The following is a 25,350-nucleotide window of genomic DNA, read 5'->3' as shown; positions in this document are numbered from 1 at the left end:
GCCGGGTTTTTCACCCCCCCGACGGGGGGTGCCCTGCCGTGTGCCTCACCGGCTACCTGCCGGCTCCTGCTGTCACCTGTGGCGGGGGGGCCTCGCCCACCGGGCGGCGGCCCCGCAGCGGATCACTGCAGACTTCCTGCTTGCATGCACCGGGTGCGCCCGCGTTCGGGGACCGCGGAGCCGGCTGCGTCGACCGGCTACGAGCGCGGCTCGCCGGTGGGCGCCATGACCGCCCGGGCCAGGACATGACCTCGGATGACGAAGTGCAGCAGGGCGAGGGTGGACTGCTCGTTGACGCCCAGAGCGCGTACCGACTCCACGTCCAGCGCGTGCACGGCGGTGTAGTAGTGATGCAGGCCAGTACCCACGGCCGGGGCGGCACCGATGTAGCCCACCGTGCTGGCATCGTTCTTCAGCTGGAACGCCGCCCCGGGCAGCTTCGCCTCCGGCGCACCGGCACGGGCCGGCAGCTCGGTGGTGTCGCCGGGCAGGTCGACCAGACCCCAGTGCCAGAAACCGCTGGGGGTAGGGGCGTCGAGGTCGATGACCGTCACGGCGAAACTCTTCGTACCGGCCGGTGCCCCCGACCACGACAACTGCGGCGAGGCGTCCTCACCGCCGGGGACCCCGAAGATGCTGCTGTAGTGCTGGTCCGCGTAGGGTGCGCCGTCCTCGGTGTCCGCGCTGGCCAGCGTGAAGGACGCCATGTTCGGGTCGAGTCGGGCATAGGGATTGGCGGACACGCCTGTCTCCATACGTTTCAGCGGCCAGGGCGGCCGGGGCACTGGTTGCCGCGCACCGTCTGGCGTGCGCCGACGCATGAACCCAGTCAGCCCGGGCCGTAATCGTCGCGCAAGCAGGCTTACTCCGACCGTGGTCCAGGGCCGGTGCGGATGACGGTTCGGTGGTGGTCGTTGCGGTCGTCGGCGGGGTTGGTCATGCAGGGCCTTCCGTGTCGGTGGCGGTTGCCAGCACGACACGACGCACGGCGGCCGGGATGGATCCCGGCCGCCGGAGAAGGACATCAAACCGGCGTCTCTGCGGTGCAGTTGGCCGCTGGCCGACTACGTCAGTCGCCCTGGTGCGTCTCCTCGGTCTCACCGGTGACGAGGCGGGTGATGAGCGCGCGGGTACCGGTTGTGAGGCCGTCAAGGACCTCGGTGGCGTAGGCACTGTCGGGGCAGCGGGCGAGGTTGCGCAAGGCGGCCCAGTTGTCGGCGATGGCGGTCAGGTGCTGCTGATCGCGGCTGACGGCGGCCTGCCGTTGGGCGAGGTAGTGCTCGGCGCGCTGGTGGGCCTGGTGCCAGTCGATGTCACCGCGTTCGGCGAGTGCGGTGAAAGTCGGTCCCGGGTCGCGGTCAGCGAGGCGGATCGCGTCGATCTCCTCGACTCGTCGGCGAAGGCGTTCGTCTTCGAGTCGCTGGTCGAGTGCGACGGTGGCAGCGTCGAGGGTGAGCTGGTCTTCGGTGACCTGGGCAGCCAGGTCGGGGGCATGTCGGCGGAGACGGTCGTGCTGGGCCTGGATGGCGTCGGCCCTGGCCTTGCGCTCGCGGACCATGTCGCTGGCGGCGTCGAGGCCGAGCTTGCCGTCGCGGACTTGGTCGGCGAGGTCGGGCGCGCGCTTGAGCACGGTGTTGGCGAGGGACAGCCGGGTGCGGCTGATGTCGTGGAGCTTGGCGTGGGTGCGCAGGGAGTGTCCCGAAACTGAAAGCACCATCGCGTGGATCATGGAGCGCTGGCCCTCACTGAGGTTCCGGCGGCGCAGGTTGGAGCTGAGGATGTACGCGGTCTGGTCGGTGCCGGTGTAGGTGGTGAAGCGGGGTTCGACGCCGGCGAGTTCGCAGGCGGAGAGGCGGTTGCGGCCGTCGAGGAGGACGCCGTCGGGGTCGAGAACGATGGGCATCGTCAGGCCGAACTCCTTGATGGACTCGGCGAGGTCATACATCTCGTGCTCGGGGAGCATCGGGAAGCTGGCGGCGTACGGGTGGGTCTTCAGGATGTCTCCTTGCTGGGCGGGGATACCGGGGGCACCGGGTCGGTGCCCCCGGAGTCAGCTGGTGCCCTCAGCGCGTGCGGCGCTGGGGGCCGGTGGCCGGTGCGGCGGGCGGGGTGGCCGGGCTGGCGGGGGTGCTGTGCAGGCCGAGGGCGATCGCGGCGGGTGAGCGGAGGCGGGCGGCTTCGGCGGCGGGGTTGGGGGCGGGATTGCGGCTGGTGTGCTGGATCCGGCCGAGGAGGACCTTGGCGGGCAGGCGGGCGGTGGTCAGTTCGCGCTTGGCGGCGGCCTCCTTGAGGAGCTGGTGGGGCTTGTGGCCGCCGGCTTCGGCGTCGGTGAGGACGGTGGCGAGGGCGGGCCAGTTGGGGTCGGTGAGGATTCGCTCGGCGTGGTCAGGGACGGCCGCGCGGACGTCGTTGGCGAGGGTGTTGCAGGTCTCCTCCTTGGGCTGGCGGTGGGCGAGGGCGGTGAGTTGCTCGGCGGCGGCCTGGTCGTAGGCGGCTTCAAGGTGCTGGACGGTGCGTCGGGCGGCTTCGGCTTGCTGGGCGTGGCCTCGGGCGGTGTGCCAGCGCTCGGCCAGGATCGCGGCCCAGACGAGGCCGGCGACCAGGACGGCGAGGGTGCTGCCGTCCTTGCCGCTGCCCGCGTACACGAGGTCGCGGGCCGCTTGCCGCAGGCCGGCCGCAGCCGCGTGGTCGGCACTGACCTTCGAGCGCTGGGCACGGGCGAATGCCCGTGACGCGGCTCGCAGTTCGCCGCGCAGGTCCTCGGGCGCGGTCTGCGCGGTGGCCTCGATCAGTTCGCCGAGCGCGGTGACGTGGGCCTGTGCTCGCGCCTCGCCACTGCCGCCACCTTCCCAGTCGCCGTCGCTGTAGCCGAGGTCGGCGGAGAACGTGTCGAGGGCGTCGGTGGCGCGCTGCCACGGTGTGCCGGGCTGGTTGCGGCGGGCGGTGGGATGCTCCTCCGGCTTGCCGGCCGCGAGGAGGTCCTGGAGCTTCGGCAGGGACAGGTCGGGGGCGATCTTCCCGCCGGGGATGTAGTTCGGCTGCCCGTTGGCCTTCAGGTCGCCGGGGCGGGCGACGGAGTAGCCCTGAAGGTCGCCGGATGGGAAGCGGCGGATCTTGACCTCGACGCCATCGGCCTGGAGGTAGGTGAGAAGTTCCTCCGCGTTGCTCGCGTGGGGGATGGCTGCGCGGATGCGGTCCTGGAGCCACTCACGGCTGGTCTGTTCCCAGCCGAGACGCTTGGCCTTGTGCATCTCGGCCTGGGTGGGTCGGCGTTCGGCGGTCCGGTCGCCGGTGCCGAGCTGACGCAGGCCGTAGTCCTTCTCGATCTCGCGGCATTCGGTGCCGATGCGCTGACCGCTGTTGTGGAGCTTGGGGCGGCGGCCGTCCTCGCGGACGGTGGTGGCGAGGATGTGGATGTGGTCGTCCGCGTGGCGCACGGCGATCCAGCGGCACGCCAGGTCGTCGCCCTTGGGGGCGATGCCGGTGGCCCGGACGATGCGCTCGGCGATCTCGGACCACTCGGCGTCGGAGAGGTAGCGGTCCTCGGGTGCGGCGCGTACGGGGCAGTGCCACACGTGGTCGGTGAGCTTCTTGCTGGGCTCGCTGTTACGCAGGCGGACGGGCTCGTCGAGGTAGCGGGCCAGCTGGGTGAGGGTGGCGTTCTCGTCGCGGCCGGGGTCGGGCATGGCGAGCATGGCGAAGCCGGCGACGATGTGCGGGTCGCGGTGCTCGTCCTGGCGGCCAGGTCCGTAGAGGTAGGCAAGCAGGCCGCGGGTGTTGGAGCCGGGGTTCTTGATGGCTGCGATCACGGCGGTGTTCAGCCTTCCTGGTTGGCGGGCTGGCGAAGGGCCTTGGCGATCTCGGTGAGCAGGCCGTGCAGTTCGTCGAGGGTGCGGCGGATGTCGGCGGGTAGGTCGTACTCGCCGTTGAGCGCTCGGGCGATCTGGTTGACGTTGCTGGCGATACCGCTGATCTGGCGCAGGACGCGGGCGCGGAACTCGTGGATGAGTCGGCGTTCTTCCGCCAGAGGCAGGTCGATGAAGAACCGGCCGCCGATGAAGGCCAGGACGACGTCGGCGGCGAACCCGGACAGGCCGCGGTAGCCGTTCGCGGCGGCAGCCGCACGCAGCCGAGGCTCCTCCTCGGGTTCGAACCGCAAAGGGCCGACGCGCTCATCGCGCTTGGTGCCGGTGTGGCGGCGGTTCTTCAACTCGGCACCATCGGCAGGGCTTTCGTCAGCATCCGCTTCGCTGGCGTCGGAGGGCTCGTTGTCGGTCTCGGTCGGGCCGACGTCGGCGAGGATCTGCTTCTGGACGGCGAGGAGCTTGTCCGGGTCGGGGCCGCCCTCGGCCCCGACCTCCTGGCCCGGCGTGCCCTCGCGCCGGGCCGTCTCCGCCACCCCTGGGGCGGAGGTCCCGCGAGTCCGGCCACGAGTCGGACTCGCGGTACTACTGGCTCCGCCAGGGGCTCGACTACCGAACGCCCACCGCCAAAGACCCTTCACGGTATGAGACTTCCTCGCCTCCTCCGCGCTCTCGTCGGTGGTGTCGTGGGGGTGCTGGGTGTCGGTCACGGGCCGATCTCCTGTCGCGGGGTCGTCGAGGTGCTGTGGTGCGAGCGGGGTGTGAACGCGGCGCGCAGACCGGCTCGGGCAGAGAGCGGTTCGGCGGAAGCGCGATCCGATGCTTTGGCGAATGCCGCTGACCCTGTGTTGGACATCCGTCATACCGATTGGCAGTAAAGGGGCCGCCCGCCAAGCGCCGTGCGGGTCATTGGCGGGCGGCCACCCATGAAGCGGTGACGCGTCAGGCGGGCACCGGATGCTCACGCGCCTGCTCAGGCTCGCGGTCGGCGTGCTCGGGCTGAGGGTCGGCCTGCTCATCCCGCAGGAGCGTCATCAGCTCCGTCCGGCGCTTGCTGCTGATCGGAATCCCGGCGTCGCTGAGGGCCTTCTCGATCACGGCGACGCTGACGCCGTGCTCGGCGACGATCGGCCGCATCATGTCCACGAGCTGGTCCATGGTCTTCGCGGGAGGGCGTCCGGTGCGCTTGCGTGGCGCGACCGGTTCTTCGTCGGAGGCCGGGACGTCTTCCCTGCTCTCCGTGACCGGCGCAGGGCTGAACGGGCCGTCCTGCTCCACCCTGGCTGCAGGCTCGGCTGCCGGGGTGGGCTCGGGGTTTTCGTGCGGCGGGAGTTCGTCGTCGGCGGGCTCTGGCTCGGCGGCGACCTCGGTCGCGGCGGTGTTGTGGGCGAGGAGGGTGCCGCCGAAGAAGGCGAGGGCCGGCCATCCGGCGACCAGGATCCGCAGCCAGGCCGGGACGTTGTCGAGGTCGAGGAGTCCGGCGGTGGCGACGTTCGCGCCGAGCGAGGCGGTCAGGGCGATGGCGAACCAGGTCCAGGCGGTGCCGGCCGGGCGTCCGGTGGAGCGCAGGGTCCGCATGCGGTGCCAGGCGGCGACGAGCAGCAGGTCCACCGAGACGGGGTAGGCCCAGGCCTTCCAGCCGTGTTGCCCGGCAGCCTCGGCGATGTCGTGGAGGTGAGCGAAGGACAGGGCGCCCGCGATGGCGGCCTGTATGAGGACGGCGTCCAGGCGGGGGCGTATGGGTTTGGTGGCGGTCATGCGGAAGGGGTCCTCGCGGGTCGGGTGGTGGTGGTTTGCGGGATTGCCGTCTTTGCCGTCTTGCCGTCTTGCCGCTGCGGGACGGGCTCTGGGCTGGGGCGGGCGCGGCTGGCCGGTGGCGTCACTGCTGCGGCGGTGTTCAGGTTCGGGACGGTGCGCGTATCCGTCTTGGGGCCCGTATCCGTCCCAGCAGCATGGCCGGTGACCTGCGGTTTTACGGCAGGGACGGCAGGGACGGCACAAGACGGATGTGTTTCCCGTCCCGGGGCAGGCCCGCCGCTCGCAGCGTGGTTCGGGCGGCGGCGGGCCGGTCGCGGCGTGGGACGGTTGCCGTCCTGGAGGTGACGCCCTGCCGTCCTGGGACGGATGCGGCTTCCGTCTTGGGAGGCCGTTCCGTCTCGATAACAGGTGCTGTGACCTGCGGGTTTTACGGCAGGGACGGCAGGGACGGCAGTTCGGGGAGGCTGGTCAACCTCTGCTGCCCGTGCCTGCGCTCTCGTCCGTGGCCGTGGGGGTGATGGGGTGAACGGTAGGGCAGTAGCGGCGCCAAGCGTCGAGGAACTTGTGGCGCGTGTAGCCCTTGCGCTGGGTTCCGTCGCCGAGGCGCACGTTGCCGGAGGAGATGCCGAACTCGCGGAGCATCGAGCCGAGCCCGCGCGGGCTCAGACCACCCCGGGCCGACTCGGCCCACGGGGCCTCGGCGTTGTCGTTGAGCTCGCGCAGCAACTGGTCGGTGGTCAGGCTGTCCAGCTCGCGGTTGGCGTGGAAGATCCGGCGGATGTCGGCGAGGATCCGCGCGCCGCCGAGGTTCTCCTCCTCCGCCTGGACCTCGGCGTCGACCATCCGCCTGCACGCCTGGCGGGCCAAGCGGGGCCAGGGGCCTCCGGCGAGGTCGGCAATGATCACCAGGGGCTCCCAGGTGTCGGCGGCACGGTCCTCCACCGGCATGCTCGGCTCCAGGCGTAGGGCCCGGTCGCCAAGAGGTGCGGTCCAGCGGGCGATCCGGTCCCGGATCTCGTGAAACCCGGGGCTGTCGCGCTGAGAACGGTACGGCGAGACCGTCTCGCCCTCGGCGCGGCGGCGCATGCGGATCACGATCGAGCGGTCCATGATCGTGTCCGGGAGGTCGCCAATGCCGGCGATGGCCGCCATGGCGAAGGTATGGAATCGACGCGGGGTGTGGTCGTTGCCGACGACCCGCAGCACGTACCGGTCGCGCTGGTGCCCGGCGTTGAGCAGGCCGCGCATCTCCTCGTTCTTCTCCGCCATCTTCGGGCTGCCGAAGATCGTGTCCGCCTCGTCCACGAGCAGGGTGGGCGGCTCCTCGGTGATCGAGCGGAACACGGCAGCCGGAGACGAGTTCACCGTCAGGAGCGCCTGGTGGACGGTCTCGGTGAGCACGTCCAGCAGGCGCGACTTGCCGCACCGCTTTGCCGGCCCGACCACCGCCAGGCGCGGGGCGTGCTGCCACGCCCCCTGCAGATGTGTCGCCGCCACCCACAGTGTGGTGGCGTCCAGCGCTTCCTCGGAGGGCAGGATCACGAATCGCGCGATCCGCGCTTTCAGCTGCGCGAGCAGTTCTGCGCCCTCTGTCGTCTCGGTGTCCGGCATCAGGTCGATCCCGTCCGGGACGGCAGGCTCGGCCGGTGCCGCCTCGACGTCGTCTCCACAGGCTGTGGACACAGACTCCGGCTGTCGGGCCGGCAGCAGGGTGCCGGGCTCGCCCGGCTTGGCGACCGGCGGCCAACTCGCGATGGAAGCTGCCGGATCGGGCTGGTGGGACGTAGACTCCATGCTGAAGCTCCAGACTGGGGCGCGGGACCTGAGCCGTCGCGCGCCACCGATGAAGGTCGCGGATAAGGACTTCGCCTGGCCCTCGGTGTTCGCAGCACCGGGGGCCTTCGTGCGTCTTGGGGTCGGCGGACTGGGGATACCGGTCCGCTCAACTCGCAGGGACTGCCTGCACCTTGGCGGTGGCCCCTCGGCGGCCGAGGCCTCCGAGGGACCACGAACGTACGGCCATGCCGATGGAAGATCCACTCCATGCGGGCAAGTACGCCCACGGCAGACGGGCTTGTCGATCGGCCTCTCACCACGTCAAGCTGCATCAGCCGCCGAACCTTCACCGACCGCCGCCTCGATGCCGAGCAGGCGCAGAAGGTCCGCCGTGATCACGCGGTACTTCTTGCCCAGCCGCAGGACCCGGCAGGGGTACGCGCCGAGGCGGGCCAGCTCGTAGCCCTTGCTCCGCCCGAGGCCGATGGCGCGGTTGGCGGCATCGAGGTCGATGGCCGCCGGCAACGCGAGGAGCTCGGCCCGGCCCATCCCCTGCACCGTCGCCGACATCTCACCAGTTCGCATATGAACTCCAAATCCAGGCTTCCCCTGAGTAGGGGGCGGCGGAGTGCCGCAACGGAGAGGAGCTTTCCAGTAGCTACTGTGTCGATATGACACAACGCGGAAATGAAGACTGGTCCACCGACGACGAAAACGCACTCGACTGGCACGAACGGATCACCAAGGACGTGATCCAAGCAATCACCCGAAGGAGGAAGTGCCTTGGACTGTCCGCGCAGGATCTGGCCGACGAAACAAGGGACTTGGGCCACGAAGTCCCTCGGAACGTCATCGCCAACTGGGAGTCTGGCAGGCGCAAGACGATCACGATTCCCGAGCTGATCATCGTGGCCGAGGCTCTGGAGACCGCGCCGGTCGAGCTGCTCTACTCCCCTGCCCTCGGCGGGCATGTCGACTACCTGCCGGGAACCAGCACCGGCCGCTGGGCGGCCCTCACCCGCTTCACCGGAGAAGCCCCCCACACGATGGGGATGTACCGACTCTGCCTCTACCGGGAGCACGCCCGGATCTGGCAGGAGATCCAAGAGGAACATCACGACGCGGTCCAGCTGGAGTTCACATTCTTCCGGAAGGACTGGCCGTCCGACGGGAAGGCGAAGTTCGACGCTTTCGTCACCGCTATTCGCGAGCGACTTCACCCCGTCAGAGCACAACTGCGCGAGATGGGCTGGGAAGTCCCCCGTCTCACCTCGAATCTCGGCTTTCTCGACGCCGAGCTTCCCCCACTCAAAACCGACATCGACTTGGAGGACGAATGAAGGGTTCCACCTACCACCGCTGCTACTGCCGCGACGCCGAGACCGGCAAGCCGCTCGGCAAGGCGTGCCTGAAGGCCGGCAGCCGCAAGCACGGCTCCTACTCCATACGCCAGGAACTGCCCAACGCCGAGGACGGCACCCGTCGTTCGTTCAACCGCGCCGGCTACGAGACGCTCAAGGAGGCGCAGGCCGACCTCGACCACATCCGCGGCCTGCTCGCCCTCGGCAAGGAGGACCCGGACGACCTGGCCCTGGTCGCCGATCTGCTGGTGAAGGTCGCCGACGAGAAGGCGCAGCTGCCCGACATCGAGGAGACCCGCCGCCGCCTGAAGACCGGTCAGGACCTCTCCACCCGGGTCACCGTGGGCGAGTGGCTCGACACGTGGCTTGGCGGCAAGAAGATCCGCAAGTCCGGGATCACCCGCTACGAATCCGACGTACGGATTCACCTCAAGCCCCGGATCGGGCACGTCCGCGTCGACCGGCTGCGGGTGAGCACGCTCGCCGAGATGTTCACGGCCATCGCCGACGCGAACGAGGAGATCCTGGAGAACAACGCCCTGCGGCACGCGCTGAAGGCCGAGCTCGCCACGGTTCCGATCAAGGGCGTGGAGAACCGGGCCCGCCGCAAGGCTCTGCGGGCCGAGCTCGCCGAGATGCCGCCGTTCCGGCGCACGACCGGTGCGGCCACCCGCCAGCGCATCCGCGCCACGCTCCGGACCGCCTTGAACGCCGCCATCCCCGAGGGCCTGATCACCTTCAACCCGGCCGCTCATGTCGAGCTCGACCCGGCGACCAAGCCGAAGGGTCTGGTCTGGACGCCCGAGCGGGTCGCCCAGTGGCAAGAAACCGGCGTGAAGCCCTCGCCCGTGATGGTCTGGACGCCGCAGCAGACCGGCGCGTTCCTCGACTTCGTGGCCGACGACCGCCTGTACGCGATGTGGCACGTGATCGCCCTGCGCGGGCTTCGCCGGGGCGAGGCGTGCGGGCAGCCGTGGTCCGAGACCAATCTCGACAACAGCTCGTTGACCGTGACGGCCCAGCTCGTGCAGGACGGCTGGGAGGTCGAGGAGTCCGACCCCAAGACCGACGGGAGCTTCCGGACGGTGGCGCTGGACGACGACACGGTGGCCGTCCTGCGGCGTCACCGCGAGCGGCAGCGGAAGGAGCGGGCCGACTGGGGGTCGGCCTGGAAGGACACCGGGCGGGTCTTCACCAACGAGGACGGTTCCTGGCTCCACCCGGGCAAGGTCACCGACATGTTCGAACGCCTGGTATCCGCATCCGGCCTGCCGCCGATCCGGCTGCACGACCTCCGCCACGGCGCGGCCACGCTCGCTCTCGCGGGTGGGGTCGACATGAAGGTGGTGTCCGAGATGCTCGGCCACTCCTCCATCAAGATCACGTCGGACACCTACACCAGCGTCCTGCCCGAGCTTGCCAAGGACGCCGCCGAAGCCGCCGCGAAACTTGTCCCCCTCCAGCGGAAGACCGAAGCCGAGGCTCACGCCAAGGCCGCCGCGAAGGCTGCGGCCGAAGCCGAGAAGGCGAAGCGGAAGGCCGCGAAGAAGGCGAAGTCCAAGGCCAAGAAGACCAAGGGCTAACCCAAGATCAACACCCGCGCTCACGCATCGCTCACGCAAGCGATCTTGTAGCGCGTCACTGACGCCTGCCCGCACGTCAGGAAACAACAAAAGGCCCAGGTCAGCGGCTATCTGACCTGGGCCTTCTCTGAGCCGCCTGCGGGATTCGAACCCGCGACCTACGCATTACGAGTGCGTTGCTCTGGCCAACTGAGCTAAGGCGGCACCGCTGCCATCTGCGGTGGCAACGCGGGTCAGTCTACACAGGTTCGCAGGTGATCCGTAGCCAGGGCGGACGGGGGACGGACGAGGACGGGCGGGGCAGGGAGGGGGGTGGGACATGGGTGGGCAAAGGGGGATGGTTTTCGCTTCAATCGATCGCCGGTACGACGTTACGATGAGCGCCCCCTGCCACCCCTTCCCCACCCCGGAGCGCACCGTGCTCGGCGTCAACGACCTGGCGACATACATCCTCGGCGCCCTCGTCATCATCCTGCTGCCCGGCCCCAACTCGCTGTACGTGCTGTCGGTCGCCGCCCGGAAGGGCATCCGGACCGGGTACCAGGCCGCGGCGGGCGTGTTCGTCGGCGACCTCACGCTGATCAGCCTGACCTCGCTGGGCGCCGCCTCGCTGCTGAAGGCCAACCCCGCGGTGTTCGCGGTGGTCAAGTTCGGCGGGGCCGCGTACCTGCTGTGGATCGGCTTCGGGATGCTCCGCGCCGCCCGCCAGCTGTGGCGCGAGCGCCGGGCCGAGGCCGACCCGGCCGCCGAGGCGGCGCCGGAGGCGGTCGAGCGGCCGTTCCGCCGGGCGCTGGTGATCAGCCTGCTGAACCCGAAGGCGATCCTGTTCCTGCTGTCGTTCTTCACCCAGTTCGTCGACCCGTCGTACGGGCAGCCCGCGCTGTCCTTCGGCCTGCTCGGCGGGATCCTGCAGACCTTCAGCCTGCTCTACCTCTCCCTGCTGATCTTCGCCGGCACCACGCTGGCCACCGCCTTCCGCCGTCGCAAGCGCCTCTCCGCGACGCTGACCAGCGGCGTCGCCGTGCTGTTCGCGGGCTTCGCCGCGAAGCTGGCGGTCTCCTCCGCCTGACGGCAGGCGGCTACCGGTCGCAGCGCTTGCCCTGCTCCGGCGCCTCCCCGGTCAGCAGGAAGTGGTTGACCGCGCCGTCCACGCAGGTGCTGTGCCGCCCGTACGCGGTGTGGCCGTCCCCGTCGTAGGTGAGCAGCCGGCCGGACTCCAGCTGGCCGGCGAGGGAGCGGGCCCAGTCGTACGGGGTGGCCGGGTCGCGGGTGGTGCCGACGACGACGATCGGGGCGGCGCCGGCGGCCCGGATGGTGTGCGTCGCGCCGGTGGCCCGGACCGGCCAGTAGGCGCAGGTCAGCGCCATCCAGGCCATGTCGCGCCCGAAGTGCGGCGAGGCCCGCTCGAAGTCCGGCACCGCCCGCTGAACGTCTTCCGGCGAGCTGAAGGGGGCGGGCAGGTCGAGGCAGTTCACCGCCGTGTTGGCGAACATCAGGTTGGGGTACGAGCCGTCCGCCCCGCGCCCGTAGTACTCGTCGGAGAGCTTCAGCAGGCCGGTGCCGTCGCCCGCCCGGGCGACGGTGAGCGCGCTGCGCAGCCTGGGCCAGAGGAAGTCGGCGTACATCGCCTGGATGATCCCGGTGGTCGCCTGGGAGCCGGTGAGCCGACGCCCGTTGTCGGTACTCGGCAGCGGGTGAGCGTGGACGGCCGTGAGCAGGGCGGTGAGCTGCTCGCCGACCTGCTGCTCGGTACGGCCGAGCGGGCAGTCCTCGTGCTTGACGCAGTCCTTGGCGAAGGCCGCCCAGGCGGTCTCGAAACCGCCGGCCTGGGTGCGGTTGCCGGCCACCGAGTCGAGCGCCGGGTCCATCGCGCCGTCCAGCACCACCCGCCCGACCCGGCTCGGGAAGAGCCCGGCGTAGGTGGCCCCGAGGAAGGTGCCGTAGGACTTGCCGACGAAGTTCAGCCGCTCGTCGCCGAGCAGGGCGCGCAGCACGTCCATGTCGCGGGCCGCCTCGACGGTGCCGAGGTGGCCGAGCGCGGCCCCGGCCTGCCGGTGGCAGCCGTCGGCGAACTCCTTGTCGGCGGCGACCAGCGCGTCGATCGCCCGCTGGTCCCCGGGTTCGAGGTCGACGGCGGTGAAGGCGTCCATCCGCTCACCGCTCAGGCAGCTGACGGGGTTGCTGCGGCCCACCCCGCGCGGATCGACGCCGACCAGGTCGTACCGGGTCCGCACCGAGCGGTCGTACGTCCGGGCGACGGCCTCCAGGTACTCGATCGCCGAGCCACCGGGCCCGCCCGGGTTGAGCAGCAGGGAGCCCAGCCGGGCGTCGACCCCGGCCCCGGAACCGGAACCGGAACCGGGAGCGGGAGGAGAACCGGGTTGGGAAGCGGATTGCGCACCGGATTCGCCCGGTACGGCCGCCGCCCGGACCGCCGAGAGGGTGAGGTCGCCGTCCCCCGGACGGCCGTAGTCCATCGGCACCTGGAAGGTGGTGCACTCGAACCCGCCGTCGCAGGGCTGCCAGACCAGACGCTGCGCGTAGTACGGCGCGAGCGCGTCCGGCACGGCGGCGGGTAGCGGCTCCAGTGGTGTGACGCCGGCCGCGACGGACGCGTCCAAGCCGGTCGAGTCGGACGGCCCCGCACTGCACCCGCTCGCCGGAACCGCCAGCAGCCCGGCCGCCAGCAACGCGGCCGCCGCCCGGACCCGCCGTCCGAAGACCCTCATCCGCTCCCCTTCCACGCATCCACGAATCCACGAACCCTGCGAACCCCCACGAACCCCGCGAATCCACGAACTCCGCGAACCACGGAAACCACAGAAGCCACAGAAACCACACGAAAGAACGAGCACGAAGGTACGGGAGCGAAGAAACGCGGTTGCCCGGCACCCACCCCGGGCACCGGGCAGCGTAACGCCCGCTCAACCGCCGTTCAGGACGCCTTCGCCAGCGCCTCGGCCAGGAACTGCGCCGCCTGCCGGACCAGCCGCAGCCGCTCCCGGTCGGGGGTGTAGTCCTGCACGTTGTCCGAGATCCGCACGTCCGCCTTGGCCGCCGGGCCGGGGCCCGCCTTGAGCGCGGTCTGGAGCGTGCGGGCCGTGTCCAGCCCGGCGGCGTCCGCCTTGGCGGCGGCCAGCAACAGCTTGGCCGCGCTGCCCGCCGGGGCCTCGGCGCCGGCCTGCGTGAGCGCGGCGGCGTCGTACCGGCCGGAGACCGCCGCGGCCGCGCCGTACAGGTCCGGACGGGCCAGCCCGGCGGCGGCCGCGCACGGCGCGCCGCCCTCGACGCCGAGGGCGCCCCAGGAGGCGGGGCCGGGGGGCAGGGTGCGGAAGGAGGCCGCGATGGTGGTGCGCAGCGTCGCGTCGTCGGAGACGGCGGCCGGGGCGGCGGCGATCAGCTCGCAGGGGTGCGCGGTGCCGTTCGGCGCCTCGGGGGCGACCAGGATGAACGCACGAGCGCGGCCGGTCTGCAGGGCAGCGCCGACGCCTTCGAAGACGTCCGGGACCTCGGCGTCGGCCGTCTTGCCCGGCGTGGAGGCGTGCATCACGACGACGGGGAAGCGCGCGTTCGACTCCTTGGCGTACTGCGGCGGCAGCCAGACCCGGACGTTGCGCGGCTTCCCGTCGGGGCCGAGCACGGCGGACTGCAGCAGCTCGCCGCCTCCCGGGTGCCCGACGCTGTCGAAGCGGCTGACCGCGGTGGGCGTCGCGGCAGCGGAGGTAGCGGTGGCCGACTCGGTCGGCGTCGGCGGTGCCGCCGGCTGCCGGACCGCCGGACTGGCGCCGGAACCCGCCCAGTCCCCTGCTGCTGCGGCGTCCACGGCCGGCTCCGCCCGATCCGCCTCCTGACTGCCCCGGCCGAGGCCGCCGAAGGCGCCGAGCGCGGTGAGCAGCGTCAACGCGGTGACGCACACTCCGCAGACCATCGCCCCCGCCGCCCGCAGCAGCATCGGCCACCGGTCGCCGGCCAGTTCGTAGGTCTGGGCGGCGCGCAGGTCGCGCCAGCGCTGGAGTGCGCCGCGCGCCAGCCAGATGCCGCCGACGGCGGCGACCAGCAGGGGGATGACGAGGAGCGGACGAACCACGGAACGCACCACCTCGGAGGAGGGCCGGCGCCGGACCGGACCCGGTGCCGTCAGGGAGGCGACCGCTCCGGCGGCGGGCCCCGACACAGGGGAGCCCGGGGTACGGCCGGGGCGCAGTCGGCCCCCAGCGTGCACAACGGGCGCGCTGTCACACGCGGGTGTGCCCGGCGAGTATCGCCCGTTCACTCGAAGGTGGGACGGCAGGCCGCCTCCGGGAGGCCTACGGGGGGACCGTAGGCCCACGGGGAGGACGAGAGGCCTACAGGGAGGACGGGAGGCCCACGGCGAGAAGGGAACGGCCTCAGCCCGCCCGCAGCGCCACCGTCATCGCCTCGACCGCCAGCAGCGGGTCCACGTTGCGGTCCAAGGCCGTACGGCAGGCGAGCACCGCCTCGATCCGGCGCAGCGTGCTCTCCGCCGGCCCGGCCTGGGCGACCCGGTTCAGCGCCTGCCGCTGGTCCTCGTTGGCGAGCGCGCCGGTGGAGCCGAGCTGGATCGCCAGCACGTCCCGGTAGAAGCCGAGCAGGTCCAGCAGCGCGACCCCGAGGGTCTCCCGACGGGTGCGGGTGGCGCGGCTCTTCTGCCGCTTCTCCAGCTCCTTGACCGCCCCGGCCATGCCGCGCGGCGCCTTGCTGCCCTCGGCGGCACCGTAGGCGGCCTTCAGGTCGTCGGTCTCCTTGGCGTCCTGGGTCTCGGCGAGCGCCTCGGCGTCGGCCTTGGCGGTGTCGACCAGGCGCTGGGCGGCGGCCAGGCAGCCGCCGATGTCGGAGACCTCCAGCGGGATCCGCAGCACCTCGGTGCGGCGGGTGCGGGCCTGCTCGTCCACCGCGAGGCGGCGCGAGCGCTCGATGTCGCCCTGCCCGGCGAGCGCGGCCAGCCGGGCGGCCTCCGGCTCGACCCCGTCCCGGCGGACCAGCATGTCGGCGACGGCCTCGGCGGCGGGCGTGCGCAGCACGAGCAGACGGCAGCGCGAGCGGATGGTCGGCAGCACGTCCTGGACGGAGGGGGCGCAGAGCAGCCAGACGGTACGCGGGGAGGGCTCCTCCACGCCCTTGAGCAGCGCGTTCGCGGCGGCCTCGGTGAGCCGGTGGGCGGCGTCGACGAGGATCACCGACCAGCGGCCGCCGGTCGGGTAGCTGGAGGCGCGCAGCACCAGGTCGCGCATGTCGCCGACGCCGATGGACAGCCCGTCGGTCCGCACGTACTTGACGTCGGCGTGGCTGCCGGCCAGCACCGTGTGGCAGCCGTCGCAGAACCCGCAGCCGGGCGTGCCGCCGAGCGCGAGGTCGGGGCTGGTGCACTGCAGGGCGGCGGCGAAGGCGCGCGCTGCCGTGACCTGCCCGGCGCCGGGCGGGCCGGTGAACAGCCAGGCGTGCGTCATCAGGGAGGCGTTCCCGCCCCGGCCCGGGGCGGCGCCGCGACCGGCCTCGACCGTCGCCCCGGCCGCCCGGGCCGCGGCGGTCAGCTGCTCGACCACCCGCTCCTGGCCCACCAGGTCGTCCCAGACGGCCACTGCTGCTCCCAAGCTCCGTACGACAGCGCTCCCGGCGCCGATTCCCCGCCGTCGAGCATACGTCTCCGCTCCGACAGCCACTGCTCCGTCCGGGTCACGCCCGTACGGCTACGGGCGGCGCCGCCAAGGGCCACTGCCCCGACGACGCCGCCCGCCATCCGTGACGAAACGGGCTCAGCCCCGGCGACCCCAGCGCCGGCCCTTGCCCTTGCCGCCGTCCCCACCCCGGTCGTCCCCGCCCCGGTCGTCCCCGCCGCGCCGGTTCCCGCCGTCGTGCGGGCCCTGCGGCCCCTGGCCACCGCCCTGCTCCCAGCGGGCCCACTCGTCGCGCGAGCCGAGCAGGGTGTCGGTCAGGCTCGGCAGGTCGTCCATCGGGGTCTCCTCGGCCCACTCCGGCCGAGGCCGCTCCGCCGTGGGCTGCTCGACGCCCGGCTGCTCGACGGCGGGCTGTCCGGCACCGGGCCGCTCCACGGCGGGCTGTCCGGCACCGGGCCGCCCGGCACCCGCCTGCCGCCCGCCGACCACCGGCAGCTCACGCGTGCCGTCCGCCGGCTCGCCGGAACGGCGGCCCCACTCGACCGGGGGCAGCACCGCGGTCTCATCCGCGGCGGGAACCTTCGGCAGCACGGCGGTCTCGTCCACCGCCGGCACCTTCGGCAGCACCGCGGTCTCGTCCACCGCCGGCACCACCGGCAGCTTGGCAGTGGCGTCGGCCGCCTCGGCAGCCCGGACGGCCGCCGCCTGCCGGTCCCGCAGTGACAGCTCCCGCGTCGCCTCGTCGCCGAGCCCGGCAGAGGCACCCGACGCGTCCGAAGCACCCCGCGAGGCACCTGGGGCACCCGGGGCCTCCCCCGGCGTCTCCTGAACCGCCCGCAGCTCCGTGGTGGCCGCGTCCCCGGCCTCGGCCCGCCCCTCGGCCCGCCCCGCAGCCGTCTCCGCCGCGGCGGCAGCCGCCGCGAGCGCCGCGGCCTGCGCCAGCCGGGCCTCCTCGGCCCGCTGCAGTGCCTCCTCCGCCCGGCGCCGCTGCTCCTCGCGGGCCAGGTCCCGCTGCCGCTGCAGCTCCGCCTGGGTGGCCGCCTCGTCGGCGATCCGCTTGCGCTCGGCGGCCTCCGCGGCCAGTCGGGCCTGCTCCTCCGCCCGCCGACGGGCCTCCTCCTCGGCGCGGCGCTCGGCTTCCTCCTCCGCCCGGCGACGGGCCTCCTCCTCGGCCTTGCGCCGGGCCTCGGCGGCGGCCCGCTCGGCCTCCTCCTTCGCCAGTCGCTCCTTCTCGGCCTGCTCGGCCCGCAGCTGCGCCAGCACCTCCTGACGCTTGCGCTCGGCGGCCTCCTCCTCAGCCCGACGACGGGCCTCCTCGGCGGCGCGCCGCTCGGCCTCCTCCTTCGCCAGCCGCTCCTGCTCGGCGCGGGCGGCCTTCTCCTGCTCGGAGAGCGGCAGCTCGCGGTCCAGCCGGTGCCGGATGGCGGTGGTGACGAAGCCGGGGGCCTGGCTGCCGTCCACGACCAGGTAACGCGAAGGGTCGGCGGCCGCGAGGGCGAGGAAGCCGGCCCGGACCCGCTGGTGGAACTCGGTGGGCTCGGACTCCAGCCGGTCCAGTGCCTCGGTGAAGCGCTCCCGGGCCCTGGTCGGGTCGACGTCCAGCACCACGGTCAGGTCGGGCAGCAGCCCGCCGGTGGCCCAGCGGGAGATCCGGGCGACCTCGGTGGCGGCCAGGTCGCGCCCGGCGCCCTGGTAGGCGATGGAGGAGTCCATGTACCGGTCGGTGATGACCACGGCGCCGCGGGCGAGGGCCGGCCGGATGACGTTCTCGACGTGCTCGGCCCGGTCGGCCGCGTAGATCAGCGCCTCGGCGCGGTGCGACAGGCCGGTGTTGCCGACGTCCAGAACCAGGCCGCGCAGCCGTTGCCCGACCGGGCTGCCGCCCGGCTCGCGGGTGAGCACGACCTCGTGTCCCTTGCCGCGGATCCACTCGGCGAGCGCCTGGGCCTGGGTGGACTTGCCGGCGCCGTCGCCGCCCTCCAGGGCGATGAAGAAGCCGGTGCCCACGCCCCGGTGTGGCACCGGGCCGCTGCCGCCGCGCACCGCGTCCACCAGGTCCCGGGCGAACGGAGCGGTGCCGCGCCGGTCGTCGGTGCGCAGCAGCACGACGGCGGCGAGCACCAGCGTGAGCAGCCCCGAGGTGGCGACCGCGAGGGCCGCGCCGCCGTGGATGAAGGTGAAGGAGCCGGGCTCGACGGTGCCGTACTCGACGTCCCCGTAAGCTGCGGCGATCAGCGGGACGACCACCAGCGCGGCCGCGACCACGGCCCGCAGCACCGCGTAGAGGTGCTCGGTGACCTTCGGCAGCCGGGCCTCCTCGACCTCCTGGGCGAGCAGGGTGCGCCCGGCCGAGATGACGAGCCCGGCGGCCAGGCCGGCCAGCACGGTGAGCAGCAGGACCAGCACGAAGTCCAGCACCAGCCCGGCCAGGATCAGCGCGACACCCTCGGTGAGCAGCGCCAGCGCGAGCAGTCGGCGGCGGGAGAGCGAGGGCAGGACGGCCCGGGTGAGCCGGGCGCCCAGCGCGGGGGCGCCGGCCGCGGCGAGCACGGTCAGGCCGTAGCCGATCGGCCCGGCCCGGTGCTCGGCGGCGGTGAGCAGCGCCAGCGCGGCGACACCGGCCATCGAGCCGAAGCCGGCCGCGACGGCGAAGGTGAAGTACGGGGCGCTGCCGGTACGACCCTTGCTCAGCGCGGGGCCGGGCGTGGCGTCGGTCGGGGCGCGCAGGCCGGTCAGCGGCGAGTGCGGGGCGACGGCCACCGGGCCGCCGGGCAGCTGCTGGAGGTAGCCGCGGGCGGCCGAGGCGGCGAACAGGCCGGCCGAACCGAGTGCGGCGAAGGTCAGCTGGTGGGCGCGCAGCCAGTCCGAGCCGAGCGCCGCGCCGATGTTGTTGAGCAGGGTGAAGGCGACCAGGCCGACGGCCGCGAGCGGCACGGTGACCCAGCCGGTGAAGCGGTCGACGCTGCGGACGGTGTCCAGGTTGGCGGCGGTCGGCCGCTGCTCCGCGGCGGGCGCGTACGGACTGGCCGGCGGCAGCAGGCCGGGGACGACGGCGGCCTTGGCGATCCCCCAGATCCGCTCGGCCGCGCCGGTGAGGAACACGGTGGCGAGCAGCACGTAGGTGGCGGCGCCGGAGGGCCGCGGTCCGGAGCTCAGCCAGACCGTCCACCAGGGCGCGAGGCCGATCAGCACGGCGCGCAGCGCGTCGGCGCCGAACAGCGTCCAGCGCCGGTCGAGCTTCTCGGCGACCAGCCGGTGCAGCGGTTCCAGGAGCGCCACGCCGACCAGCCCGGTGGCCGCCACCCGGACGGCGAGGACGGCGGCGGTGGCGAAGGCGAGGCTGCGCGGCAGGTCGCCGAGCTGGCCGCCCTGGGCGGCCGCGATCACGGTGAGCGCGAGCAGCACCAGCAGGCCGAGCCGGTCGGCGGTGCCGCCGATCAGTTGGGTGGTCCACAGGCGCCGGTAGGGGCGGGTCCGCAGCAGCGCCCGGGCCCGGTCCACGGGGGTTCCGGCAGGCGCGACCTCGGACAGGTCGGCCACGGTGGCTCCGGCAGCCGGGGCGGCGCTGGGGGTGGGCTGCTCCTCGCTCGTCATACGGTCAGCGTAGCGGGCTGGGCTTTGCCCGATTGAGACGAACGGCGTTCCGGACCCCGGTCATCACCGGGCTGTGACGATCCCTGCACAGACCTCGGGCCCGCGCCCCGGGTGGGGGCGCGGGCCCGAGTCCGCTCTCGGCGGGCTGTCGCAGGATCAGCCCTCGTCGGTGGCGGCGTCCTTGCCGGCTACGGCCTCGCCGGCCGCGGTCTTGGCGGCCGTCTTCTTCGCGGCCGTCTTCTTCGCCGTCGCCTTGGTCGCGGTGGTGGTCTTCTTCGCGGCCGTCTTCTTGGCGGCGGTCTTGGTCGCCGCCGTCTTGGTGGTCGTGGTCTTCTTGGCCGCCGCCTTCTTGGCCGGGGCCTTCTTCGCCGCCTTCTTCACCGGCCCGCGCGCCCGCTTCTCGGCGAGCAGCTCGTAGCCGCGCTCCGGCGTGATGGTCTCGACGTCGTCGTCCTTGCGCAGCGTGGCGTTGGTCTCGCCGTCGGTCACGTACGGGCCAAAGCGGCCGTCCTTGACCACCACCGGGCGCTCGCTGACCGGGTCGGTGCCCAGCTCCTTGAGCGGCGGCGCGGCGGCCGCCCGGCCGCGCTGCTTGGGCTGGGCGTAGATCGCCAGCGCCTCGTCGAGGGTGATCGTGAAGAGCTGGTCCTCGCTGGTGAGCGAACGCGAGTCGGTGCCGCGCTTGAGGTACGGGCCGTAGCGGCCGTTCTGCGCGGTGATCTCCGCGCCCTCGGCATCGGTGCCGACCACGCGCGGCAGCGAGAGCAGCCGCAGCGCGTCCTCCAGGGTGACGCCGTCCAGCGACATCGACTTGAACAGCGAGGCGGTGCGCGGCTTGACCGCGTTCTTGCCGGTCTTGGGCGTGCCCTCGGGCAGGATCTCGGTCACGTACGGGCCGTAGCGGCCGTCCTTGGCGACCAGCATGTTGCCGCTGACCGGGTCCGGGCCGAGCTCGAAGTCGCCGCTGGGCTTGGCCAGCAGCTCCTCGGCCAGCTCGACGGTCAGCTCGTCCGGCGGCAGCTCGTCCGGGATGTCGGCGCGCTGGCCGGGCTCGCCCTCGACGACGGAGGCGCGCTCGACGTACGGGCCGTAGCGGCCGACCCGCAGGGTGATGTCGTCGCTGACCTTGAACGAGCTGATCTCCCGGGCGTCGATCGCGCCGAGGTCGGTGACCAGCTCCTTCAGGCCGCCCAGGTGGTCGCCGTCGCCGTTGCCGGCCTCGGCGGCGCCACCCGCGACGTGGCCCTCGCCCTCGCCGAAGTAGAAGCGCTTCAGCCACGGCACGGACTGCGCCTCACCGGCGGCGATCCGGTCGAGGTCGTCCTCCATCTTGGCGGTGAAGTCGTAGTCGACGAGCCGGCCGAAGTGCTTCTCCAGCAGGTTGACCACGGCGAAGGAGAGGAAGGACGGGACGAGCGCCGTTCCCTTCTTGAACACGTACCGGCGCTGGATGATCGTGTCGATGATCGACGCGTAGGTGGAGGGGCGGCCGATCTCCCGGTCCTCCAGCTCCTTGACCAGCGAGGCCTCGGTGTAGCGGGCCGGCGGCTTGGTGGCGTGGCCCTCCGGGGTGATCCGCTCGGCGGCCAGCGGGTCGCCCTGGGCGACCTGCGGCAGCCGGCGCTCACGGTCGTCGAGCTCGGCGTTCGGGTCGTCGGCGCCCTCGACGTAGGCCTTCAGGAAGCCGTGGAAGGTGATGATCTTGCCGGAGGCGGAGAACTCGACGTCCCGGCCGTCGGCGGAGGCGCCGCCGACCCGGACGGTGACGGACTGGCCGACCGCGTCCTTCATCTGGGAGGCGACGGTGCGCATCCAGATCAGCTCGTACAGCTTGAAGTCGTCGCCGGTCAGGCCGGTCTCGGCGGGGGTGCGGAAGCGGTCGCCGGAGGGGCGGACGGCCTCGTGCGCCTCCTGGGCGTTCTTGACCTTGCTGGCGTAGGTGCGCGGGGCGTCCGGCAGGTAGTCGGCACCGTAGAGCTGGGTGACCTGCGCGCGGGCGGCGGCGATCGCGGTGTCCGACAGCGTGGTGGAGTCGGTACGCATATAGGTGATGAAGCCGTTCTCGTACAGCTTCTGGGCCACCTGCATGGTCCGCTTGGCGCCGAAGCCCAGCTTGCGGCTGGCCTCCTGCTGGAGCGTGGTGGTGCGGAACGGCGCGTACGGCGAGCGGCGGTAGGGCTTGGACTCGACGCTGCGGACGCTGAACGCGGTCTGCTCCAGGGCGGCGGCCAGCTGGCGGGCGGCCTGCTCGTCCAGGTGCAGGGTGTTGGTGCTGCCGGCCTTCAGTCGGCCGTCCGAGCCGAAGTCGCGGCCGCTGGCGATCCGCTTGCCGTCCACCGAGGCCAGTCGGGCGCCGAAGGTCTCCGGGTTGGCGGAGTCGGCCGGGGTGCGGCCGGTGCCGAAGGTGCCGACCAGGTCCCAGTACGAGGCGGTGCGGAACGCCATCCGCTCGCGCTCGCGCTCGACCACCAGACGGGTCGCGACGGACTGCACCCGGCCCGCCGACAGCTTCGGCATGACCTTCTTCCACAGCACCGGCGAAACCTCGAAGCCGTACAGCCGGTCGAGGATGCGGCGGGTCTCCTGGGCGTCGACCAGGCGCTGGTTGAGCTCGCGCGGGTTGGCCACGGCCTCCTGGATCGCCGACTTGGTGATCTCGTGGAACACCATCCGGTGCACCGGAACCTTGGGCTTGAGCACCTGCTGGAGGTGCCACGCGATGGCCTCGCCCTCGCGGTCCTCATCGGTGGCGAGGAAGAGCTCGTCGGACTCCGCGAGCAGCGACTTCAACTTGCTGACCTGGGACTTCTTGTCCGCGTTGACCACGTAGATGGGCGCGAAGTCGTGGTCGACGTCCACCCCGAGGCGGCGCACCTCTCCGGTGTACTTGTCCGGCACCTCGGCCGCGGTGCTGGGCAGGTCGCGAATGTGCCCGACGCTCGCCTCGACGATGTAGCCGGGGCCCAGGTAGCCCTTGATCGTCTTCGCCTTGGCCGGCGACTCGACAATGACGAGTCGCTGTCCGTGCGCGGTCTCGCTGCTCGGGGACACCTTCGCTCTTCTCTCCCGGTCCTTATGTGGCTGGTCGGCGCGGGCAGCACGGGCTGCGCTCCGCCCGACCCCTCCACCGTCCCGGGCTGCCGCTGAACGACACCCCACCAGCGGAGTGTGACCGTACCCCGGCCACCCTTGTCAAACGGACGGATCCCGCGTTTTCACTTGCCGGGCTCACCGACGCCACTCGAACGGTAACCCGATGACGGAGGTTCGCGCCCCGTGGAGGGGGGCTTCGGCAGGTTCCGGAGGATGGAATGACGGATTTCAAGATCTGTCAACGGAAAAATCGCCGCACTTCCGGTATTGCGCTTTCCGGATCGCGCCAGGGGCCACTGGCATGGCCGGTGCGGCCGAGGTGTCCGGTACGGCAGGTACGGCCGATGCGCTCGGTACGACTGGCCCGTCCGGTGTCGCTGCCAGCTCAGCGGCCGGCCGCAGCCAGCAGTCCGGCGCCCGCCGCCACGCAGCACACGCCCAGGGCGCTCCACAGCAGGTCGGTGACCGCCGCCCGGCCGACCTCCCCCGCCGCCAGCACCGCCCGGCAGGGCCGGTCGGGGTCGTAGCAGACCCGCACCGAGGCGCCGGGCGCGAAGCGCTCCGGACGGCGCAGCGGGGTGTGCCCGCGCGGACGGGTGAGCACCAGCTCCGCGATCCGGCCACCGCCGGGCCCTTCGGCGGCCGGGGGCAGCACGGAGAAGGAGAGCAGCGGCGCGCTGTCCAGCTGCCCGTGCGCCTCGTTCTCGGCGACGACGGTGGCCACCGCCGGCACCCCCCGTCGGCGCACCCGGTGGCGAAGGCGCACTTCGACGGCGCACCAGAGCAGCAGCGCGCCACCGAAGAGGGCGAGCACCAGCCCGCCCACCGTCGCCGTCGTCGTGTCCACCCCTGGCCCCCGGCTCCCCAGCTCTGTCCACAGCCTGTGGACGGAGAGCCTCACAGCGGCGGACCAACGGGGCACGGCCGCCCGGGGGCCGCCGGACGAACCGGAGGGTACGGGCGGGTGAACCGGGGGTCGTCCGCGAAGCGTTCCACCGGACGGGGCCAGGCAGGGGCTGGACAGGGACCGGACAGGGGCCAGGCGGGGACCGCCTGGCCGAGGCCACCGAAGCGGTCACCGAAAGCGGGTCACCGAACGGGGTTGATGAACCCCTGCTCGGTCAGCAGCCGCAGCGACTCCGGCACCCGGTCCCGCAGGACCACCCGGTCCTCGCCCAGCAGCTGCGCGATGGCGTCCACGATCTCGCCCGCCGCCAGCGACCCGTCGCAGACCCCGACGAAGCCGGCACCCACGGTGTCCACCTTGGTGGCCCGCCGCATGCCCCGGTTGTGACGCAGGATCACGTGCTCCGGGTCCTCCGCCCCCGGCGCGCCGACCTGCTCCTGGACCACCTCGTCGGCCAGCACGTAGCGGGCCGCGAGCAGGCCCGCGTCGTCGTGCGAGCGCAGGAAGTCCTGCCGGTCGAACCACTCCTCGATGTGCGGGCCGAGCGGCTGCTCCACCGGGTGCGGCCACTCCTCCACCCGCACGATCGGACGCTCGGCGCCACTCGCCCGCAGGGTGATCCAGCCCATGCCGATGCCCTCGACCCGGCCCGCCTCGAAGGCGTCCAGCCACTCGCCGTACCGGGCCTGGTAGTCGCCACCGGGGCCGCGGTGGTCGCCGCCGTCGCGCAGCCACAACTCGGCGTACTGGGCCACGTCCTGGACCTCGCGCTGGACGATCCAGGCGTCCAGCCCGGTGCCCGCCACCCAGCCGGCCAGCCGCTCGTGCCAGTCCTCGCCCTTGACGTGCTGCCAGTTGGCGAGCAACTGGCAGTAGCCGCCCGGCTCCAGGTGCTCGGCGGCCGAGCGCACCAGGTTGCGGCACAGGTCGTCCCCGGCCATGCCGCCGTCGCGGTAGGTGAACCGGCCGGCCGGCGAGATGACGAAGGGCGGGTTGGAGACGATCAGGTCGAACTTCCGCTCCCCGACCGGCTCGAAGAGGCTCCCGGCGACCGCCTCGGTGTTGTCGAAACCGGACAGCGCGAGGGTCAGCTCGGTGAACCGCAGCGCGCGCGGGTTGAGGTCGGTGGCGACGACCTTCTGGGCGTGCCGGGCCGCGTGCAGCGCCTGCACGCCCGAGCCGGAACCGAGGTCCAGCGCGGCCCGGACGGGGCGGCGCACGGTGATGTTGGCCAGCGTCGTGGACGCGCCGCCGACCCCCAGCACCAGGTCCTTGCGGGCCACCCCGTGGGCCGTCTCCCCTGAGCCGATGCCACCCGCGCCGCCCACCGCGCAGCCCAGGTCCGAGACCACCCAGGCATCCGAACTGGGCATCCCGGCCACCTCGTTGGCGTACGGGCGGACGTCCACGGTGGCCCGCACCAGGTCCCCGTCGGAGCGCAGCCAGCCGTCCGCCAGGCAGTCCTCCACCGGCAGCGCGGCAGCGGCCGCCTGGTACGGCACCGGCTGCTGCAGCAGGAACAGCCGCACCAGGGTCTCCAGCGGGCTGCCGCCCCGGGTCGCACGCAGCGCCGGGACGGCCTCGCTACGGGCCAACGCCGCGTATCCGGTGGGGCCCAAAAGGTCCAGGCACCCGTCAGCGGTGAACGATGCGGCCAGCAGCGCCTCGCGCAGCTTGGCCAGACGGGTCGGGTCGAGAACGGGGCTACTGATCACCCCGCCATTGTCCCCCGCCCCACGCCACCCCCGCCCCACCAGCCCGCCCGGGGCGCACCCACCC

At 72.7% G+C, this 25,350-nt stretch carries 17 protein-coding genes and 1 tRNA gene; 3 read left to right on the top strand and 15 right to left on the bottom strand.

The annotated features are described in order from the left end of the window. Nucleotides 1-197: 197 nt before the first annotated feature. The 7 genes from ACFVWU_RS05235 to ACFVWU_RS05205 all read right to left on the bottom strand — a co-directional run bounded on the left by ACFVWU_RS05235 (nt 198) and on the right by ACFVWU_RS05205 (nt 7,982). Nucleotides 198-743, bottom strand: a complete 546-nt coding sequence (locus tag ACFVWU_RS05235) for a YbhB/YbcL family Raf kinase inhibitor-like protein (protein ID WP_387615857.1) — start codon at nt 741-743, stop codon at nt 198-200. Between the two features lie 326 nt (nt 744-1,069). Beyond that, on the bottom strand, nt 1,070-1,963 hold the full coding sequence (locus ACFVWU_RS05230) for a ParB/RepB/Spo0J family partition protein (protein WP_387615854.1): 894 nt from the start codon (nt 1,961-1,963) through the stop codon (nt 1,070-1,072). A 100-nt stretch (nt 1,964-2,063) separates the two neighbouring features. After that, nucleotides 2,064-3,809, bottom strand: coding sequence for a relaxase/mobilization nuclease domain-containing protein (locus tag ACFVWU_RS05225; protein WP_387615851.1), 1,746 nt, complete (start codon nt 3,807-3,809; stop codon nt 2,064-2,066). An 8-nt stretch (nt 3,810-3,817) separates the two neighbouring features. Continuing rightward, a complete protein-coding gene (locus ACFVWU_RS05220; protein WP_387615848.1) occupies nt 3,818-4,399 on the bottom strand; it encodes a MobC family plasmid mobilization relaxosome protein in 582 nt (193 codons plus the stop codon). Nucleotides 4,400-4,805: 406 nt separating this feature from the next. Beyond that, entirely contained in the window at nt 4,806-5,621 is an 816-nt protein-coding gene (locus tag ACFVWU_RS05215; protein ID WP_387615845.1) for a DUF2637 domain-containing protein, read from the bottom strand. Between the two features lie 468 nt (nt 5,622-6,089). After that, nucleotides 6,090-7,415 carry a DUF3631 domain-containing protein gene (locus ACFVWU_RS05210; RefSeq protein ID WP_387615843.1) on the bottom strand — a complete coding sequence of 442 codons (1,326 nt, stop codon included), beginning with the start codon at nt 7,413-7,415 and terminating at the stop codon, nt 6,090-6,092. Between the two features lie 303 nt (nt 7,416-7,718). Then, nucleotides 7,719-7,982 (bottom strand): hypothetical protein, encoded by a 264-nt coding sequence (locus ACFVWU_RS05205; protein ID WP_387615840.1) that lies wholly within the window; start codon nt 7,980-7,982, stop codon nt 7,719-7,721. Nucleotides 7,983-8,068: 86 nt separating this feature from the next. Here ACFVWU_RS05205 and ACFVWU_RS05200 point away from each other — a divergent pair, with 86 nt between their 5' ends. Together ACFVWU_RS05200 and ACFVWU_RS05195 are read left to right on the top strand one after the other, a co-directional pair. Beyond that, a complete protein-coding gene (locus ACFVWU_RS05200; protein WP_387615838.1) occupies nt 8,069-8,737 on the top strand; it encodes a helix-turn-helix domain-containing protein in 669 nt (222 codons plus the stop codon). Beyond that, complete coding sequence (locus ACFVWU_RS05195; RefSeq protein WP_387615835.1) at nt 8,734-10,341, top strand: tyrosine-type recombinase/integrase; 1,608 nt, start codon at nt 8,734-8,736, stop codon at nt 10,339-10,341. Before ACFVWU_RS05200 ends, ACFVWU_RS05195 begins: the two co-directional genes overlap by 4 nt. 130 nt (nt 10,342-10,471) lie before the next feature. Here the strand turns inward: ACFVWU_RS05195 and ACFVWU_RS05190 are convergent. After that, nucleotides 10,472-10,545, bottom strand: a tRNA-Thr gene (locus ACFVWU_RS05190). 214 nt (nt 10,546-10,759) lie between these two features. Between ACFVWU_RS05190 and leuE the strand changes: the two genes are divergently transcribed. After that, entirely contained in the window at nt 10,760-11,410 is a 651-nt protein-coding gene (gene leuE / locus ACFVWU_RS05185) for a leucine efflux protein LeuE (protein WP_380608651.1), read from the top strand. 10 nt (nt 11,411-11,420) lie between these two features. Here leuE and ACFVWU_RS05180 read toward each other — a convergent pair whose 3' ends face one another. The 7 genes from ACFVWU_RS05180 to ACFVWU_RS05150 form a co-directional block, all read right to left on the bottom strand. Then, complete coding sequence (locus ACFVWU_RS05180) at nt 11,421-13,070, bottom strand: alpha/beta hydrolase (protein WP_387615832.1); 1,650 nt, start codon at nt 13,068-13,070, stop codon at nt 11,421-11,423. A gap of 206 nt (nt 13,071-13,276) precedes the next feature. Then, nucleotides 13,277-14,428, bottom strand: coding sequence for a hypothetical protein (locus ACFVWU_RS05175; protein WP_387615829.1), 1,152 nt, complete (start codon nt 14,426-14,428; stop codon nt 13,277-13,279). A 301-nt stretch (nt 14,429-14,729) separates the two neighbouring features. Next, nucleotides 14,730-15,941, bottom strand: a complete 1,212-nt coding sequence (locus ACFVWU_RS05170) for a DNA polymerase III subunit delta' (RefSeq protein WP_387615826.1) — start codon at nt 15,939-15,941, stop codon at nt 14,730-14,732. Nucleotides 15,942-16,115: 174 nt separating this feature from the next. After that, nucleotides 16,116-19,571 carry a dTMP kinase gene (gene tmk, locus ACFVWU_RS05165; protein ID WP_387615823.1) on the bottom strand — a complete coding sequence of 1,152 codons (3,456 nt, stop codon included), beginning with the start codon at nt 19,569-19,571 and terminating at the stop codon, nt 16,116-16,118. A gap of 156 nt (nt 19,572-19,727) precedes the next feature. Continuing rightward, nucleotides 19,728-22,622 carry a type I DNA topoisomerase gene (gene topA, locus ACFVWU_RS05160; RefSeq protein WP_387615820.1) on the bottom strand — a complete coding sequence of 965 codons (2,895 nt, stop codon included), beginning with the start codon at nt 22,620-22,622 and terminating at the stop codon, nt 19,728-19,730. 427 nt (nt 22,623-23,049) lie between these two features. Further along, nucleotides 23,050-23,511: a DUF3592 domain-containing protein gene (locus ACFVWU_RS05155; RefSeq protein WP_387615817.1), complete on the bottom strand. Its 462-nt coding sequence runs from the start codon at nt 23,509-23,511 to the stop codon at nt 23,050-23,052. Nucleotides 23,512-23,753: 242 nt separating this feature from the next. Further along, nucleotides 23,754-25,286 (bottom strand): methyltransferase, encoded by a 1,533-nt coding sequence (locus ACFVWU_RS05150; protein WP_387615814.1) that lies wholly within the window; start codon nt 25,284-25,286, stop codon nt 23,754-23,756. Nucleotides 25,287-25,350: the final 64 nt, after the last annotated feature.

This window comes from Kitasatospora sp. NPDC058190 (genome assembly GCF_042883685.1).
GTDB lineage: Bacteria > Actinomycetota > Actinomycetes > Streptomycetales > Streptomycetaceae > Kitasatospora.
Note: the sequence above shows the minus strand (reverse complement) of the source record. Positions and strands in the feature narration are given on the sequence as shown.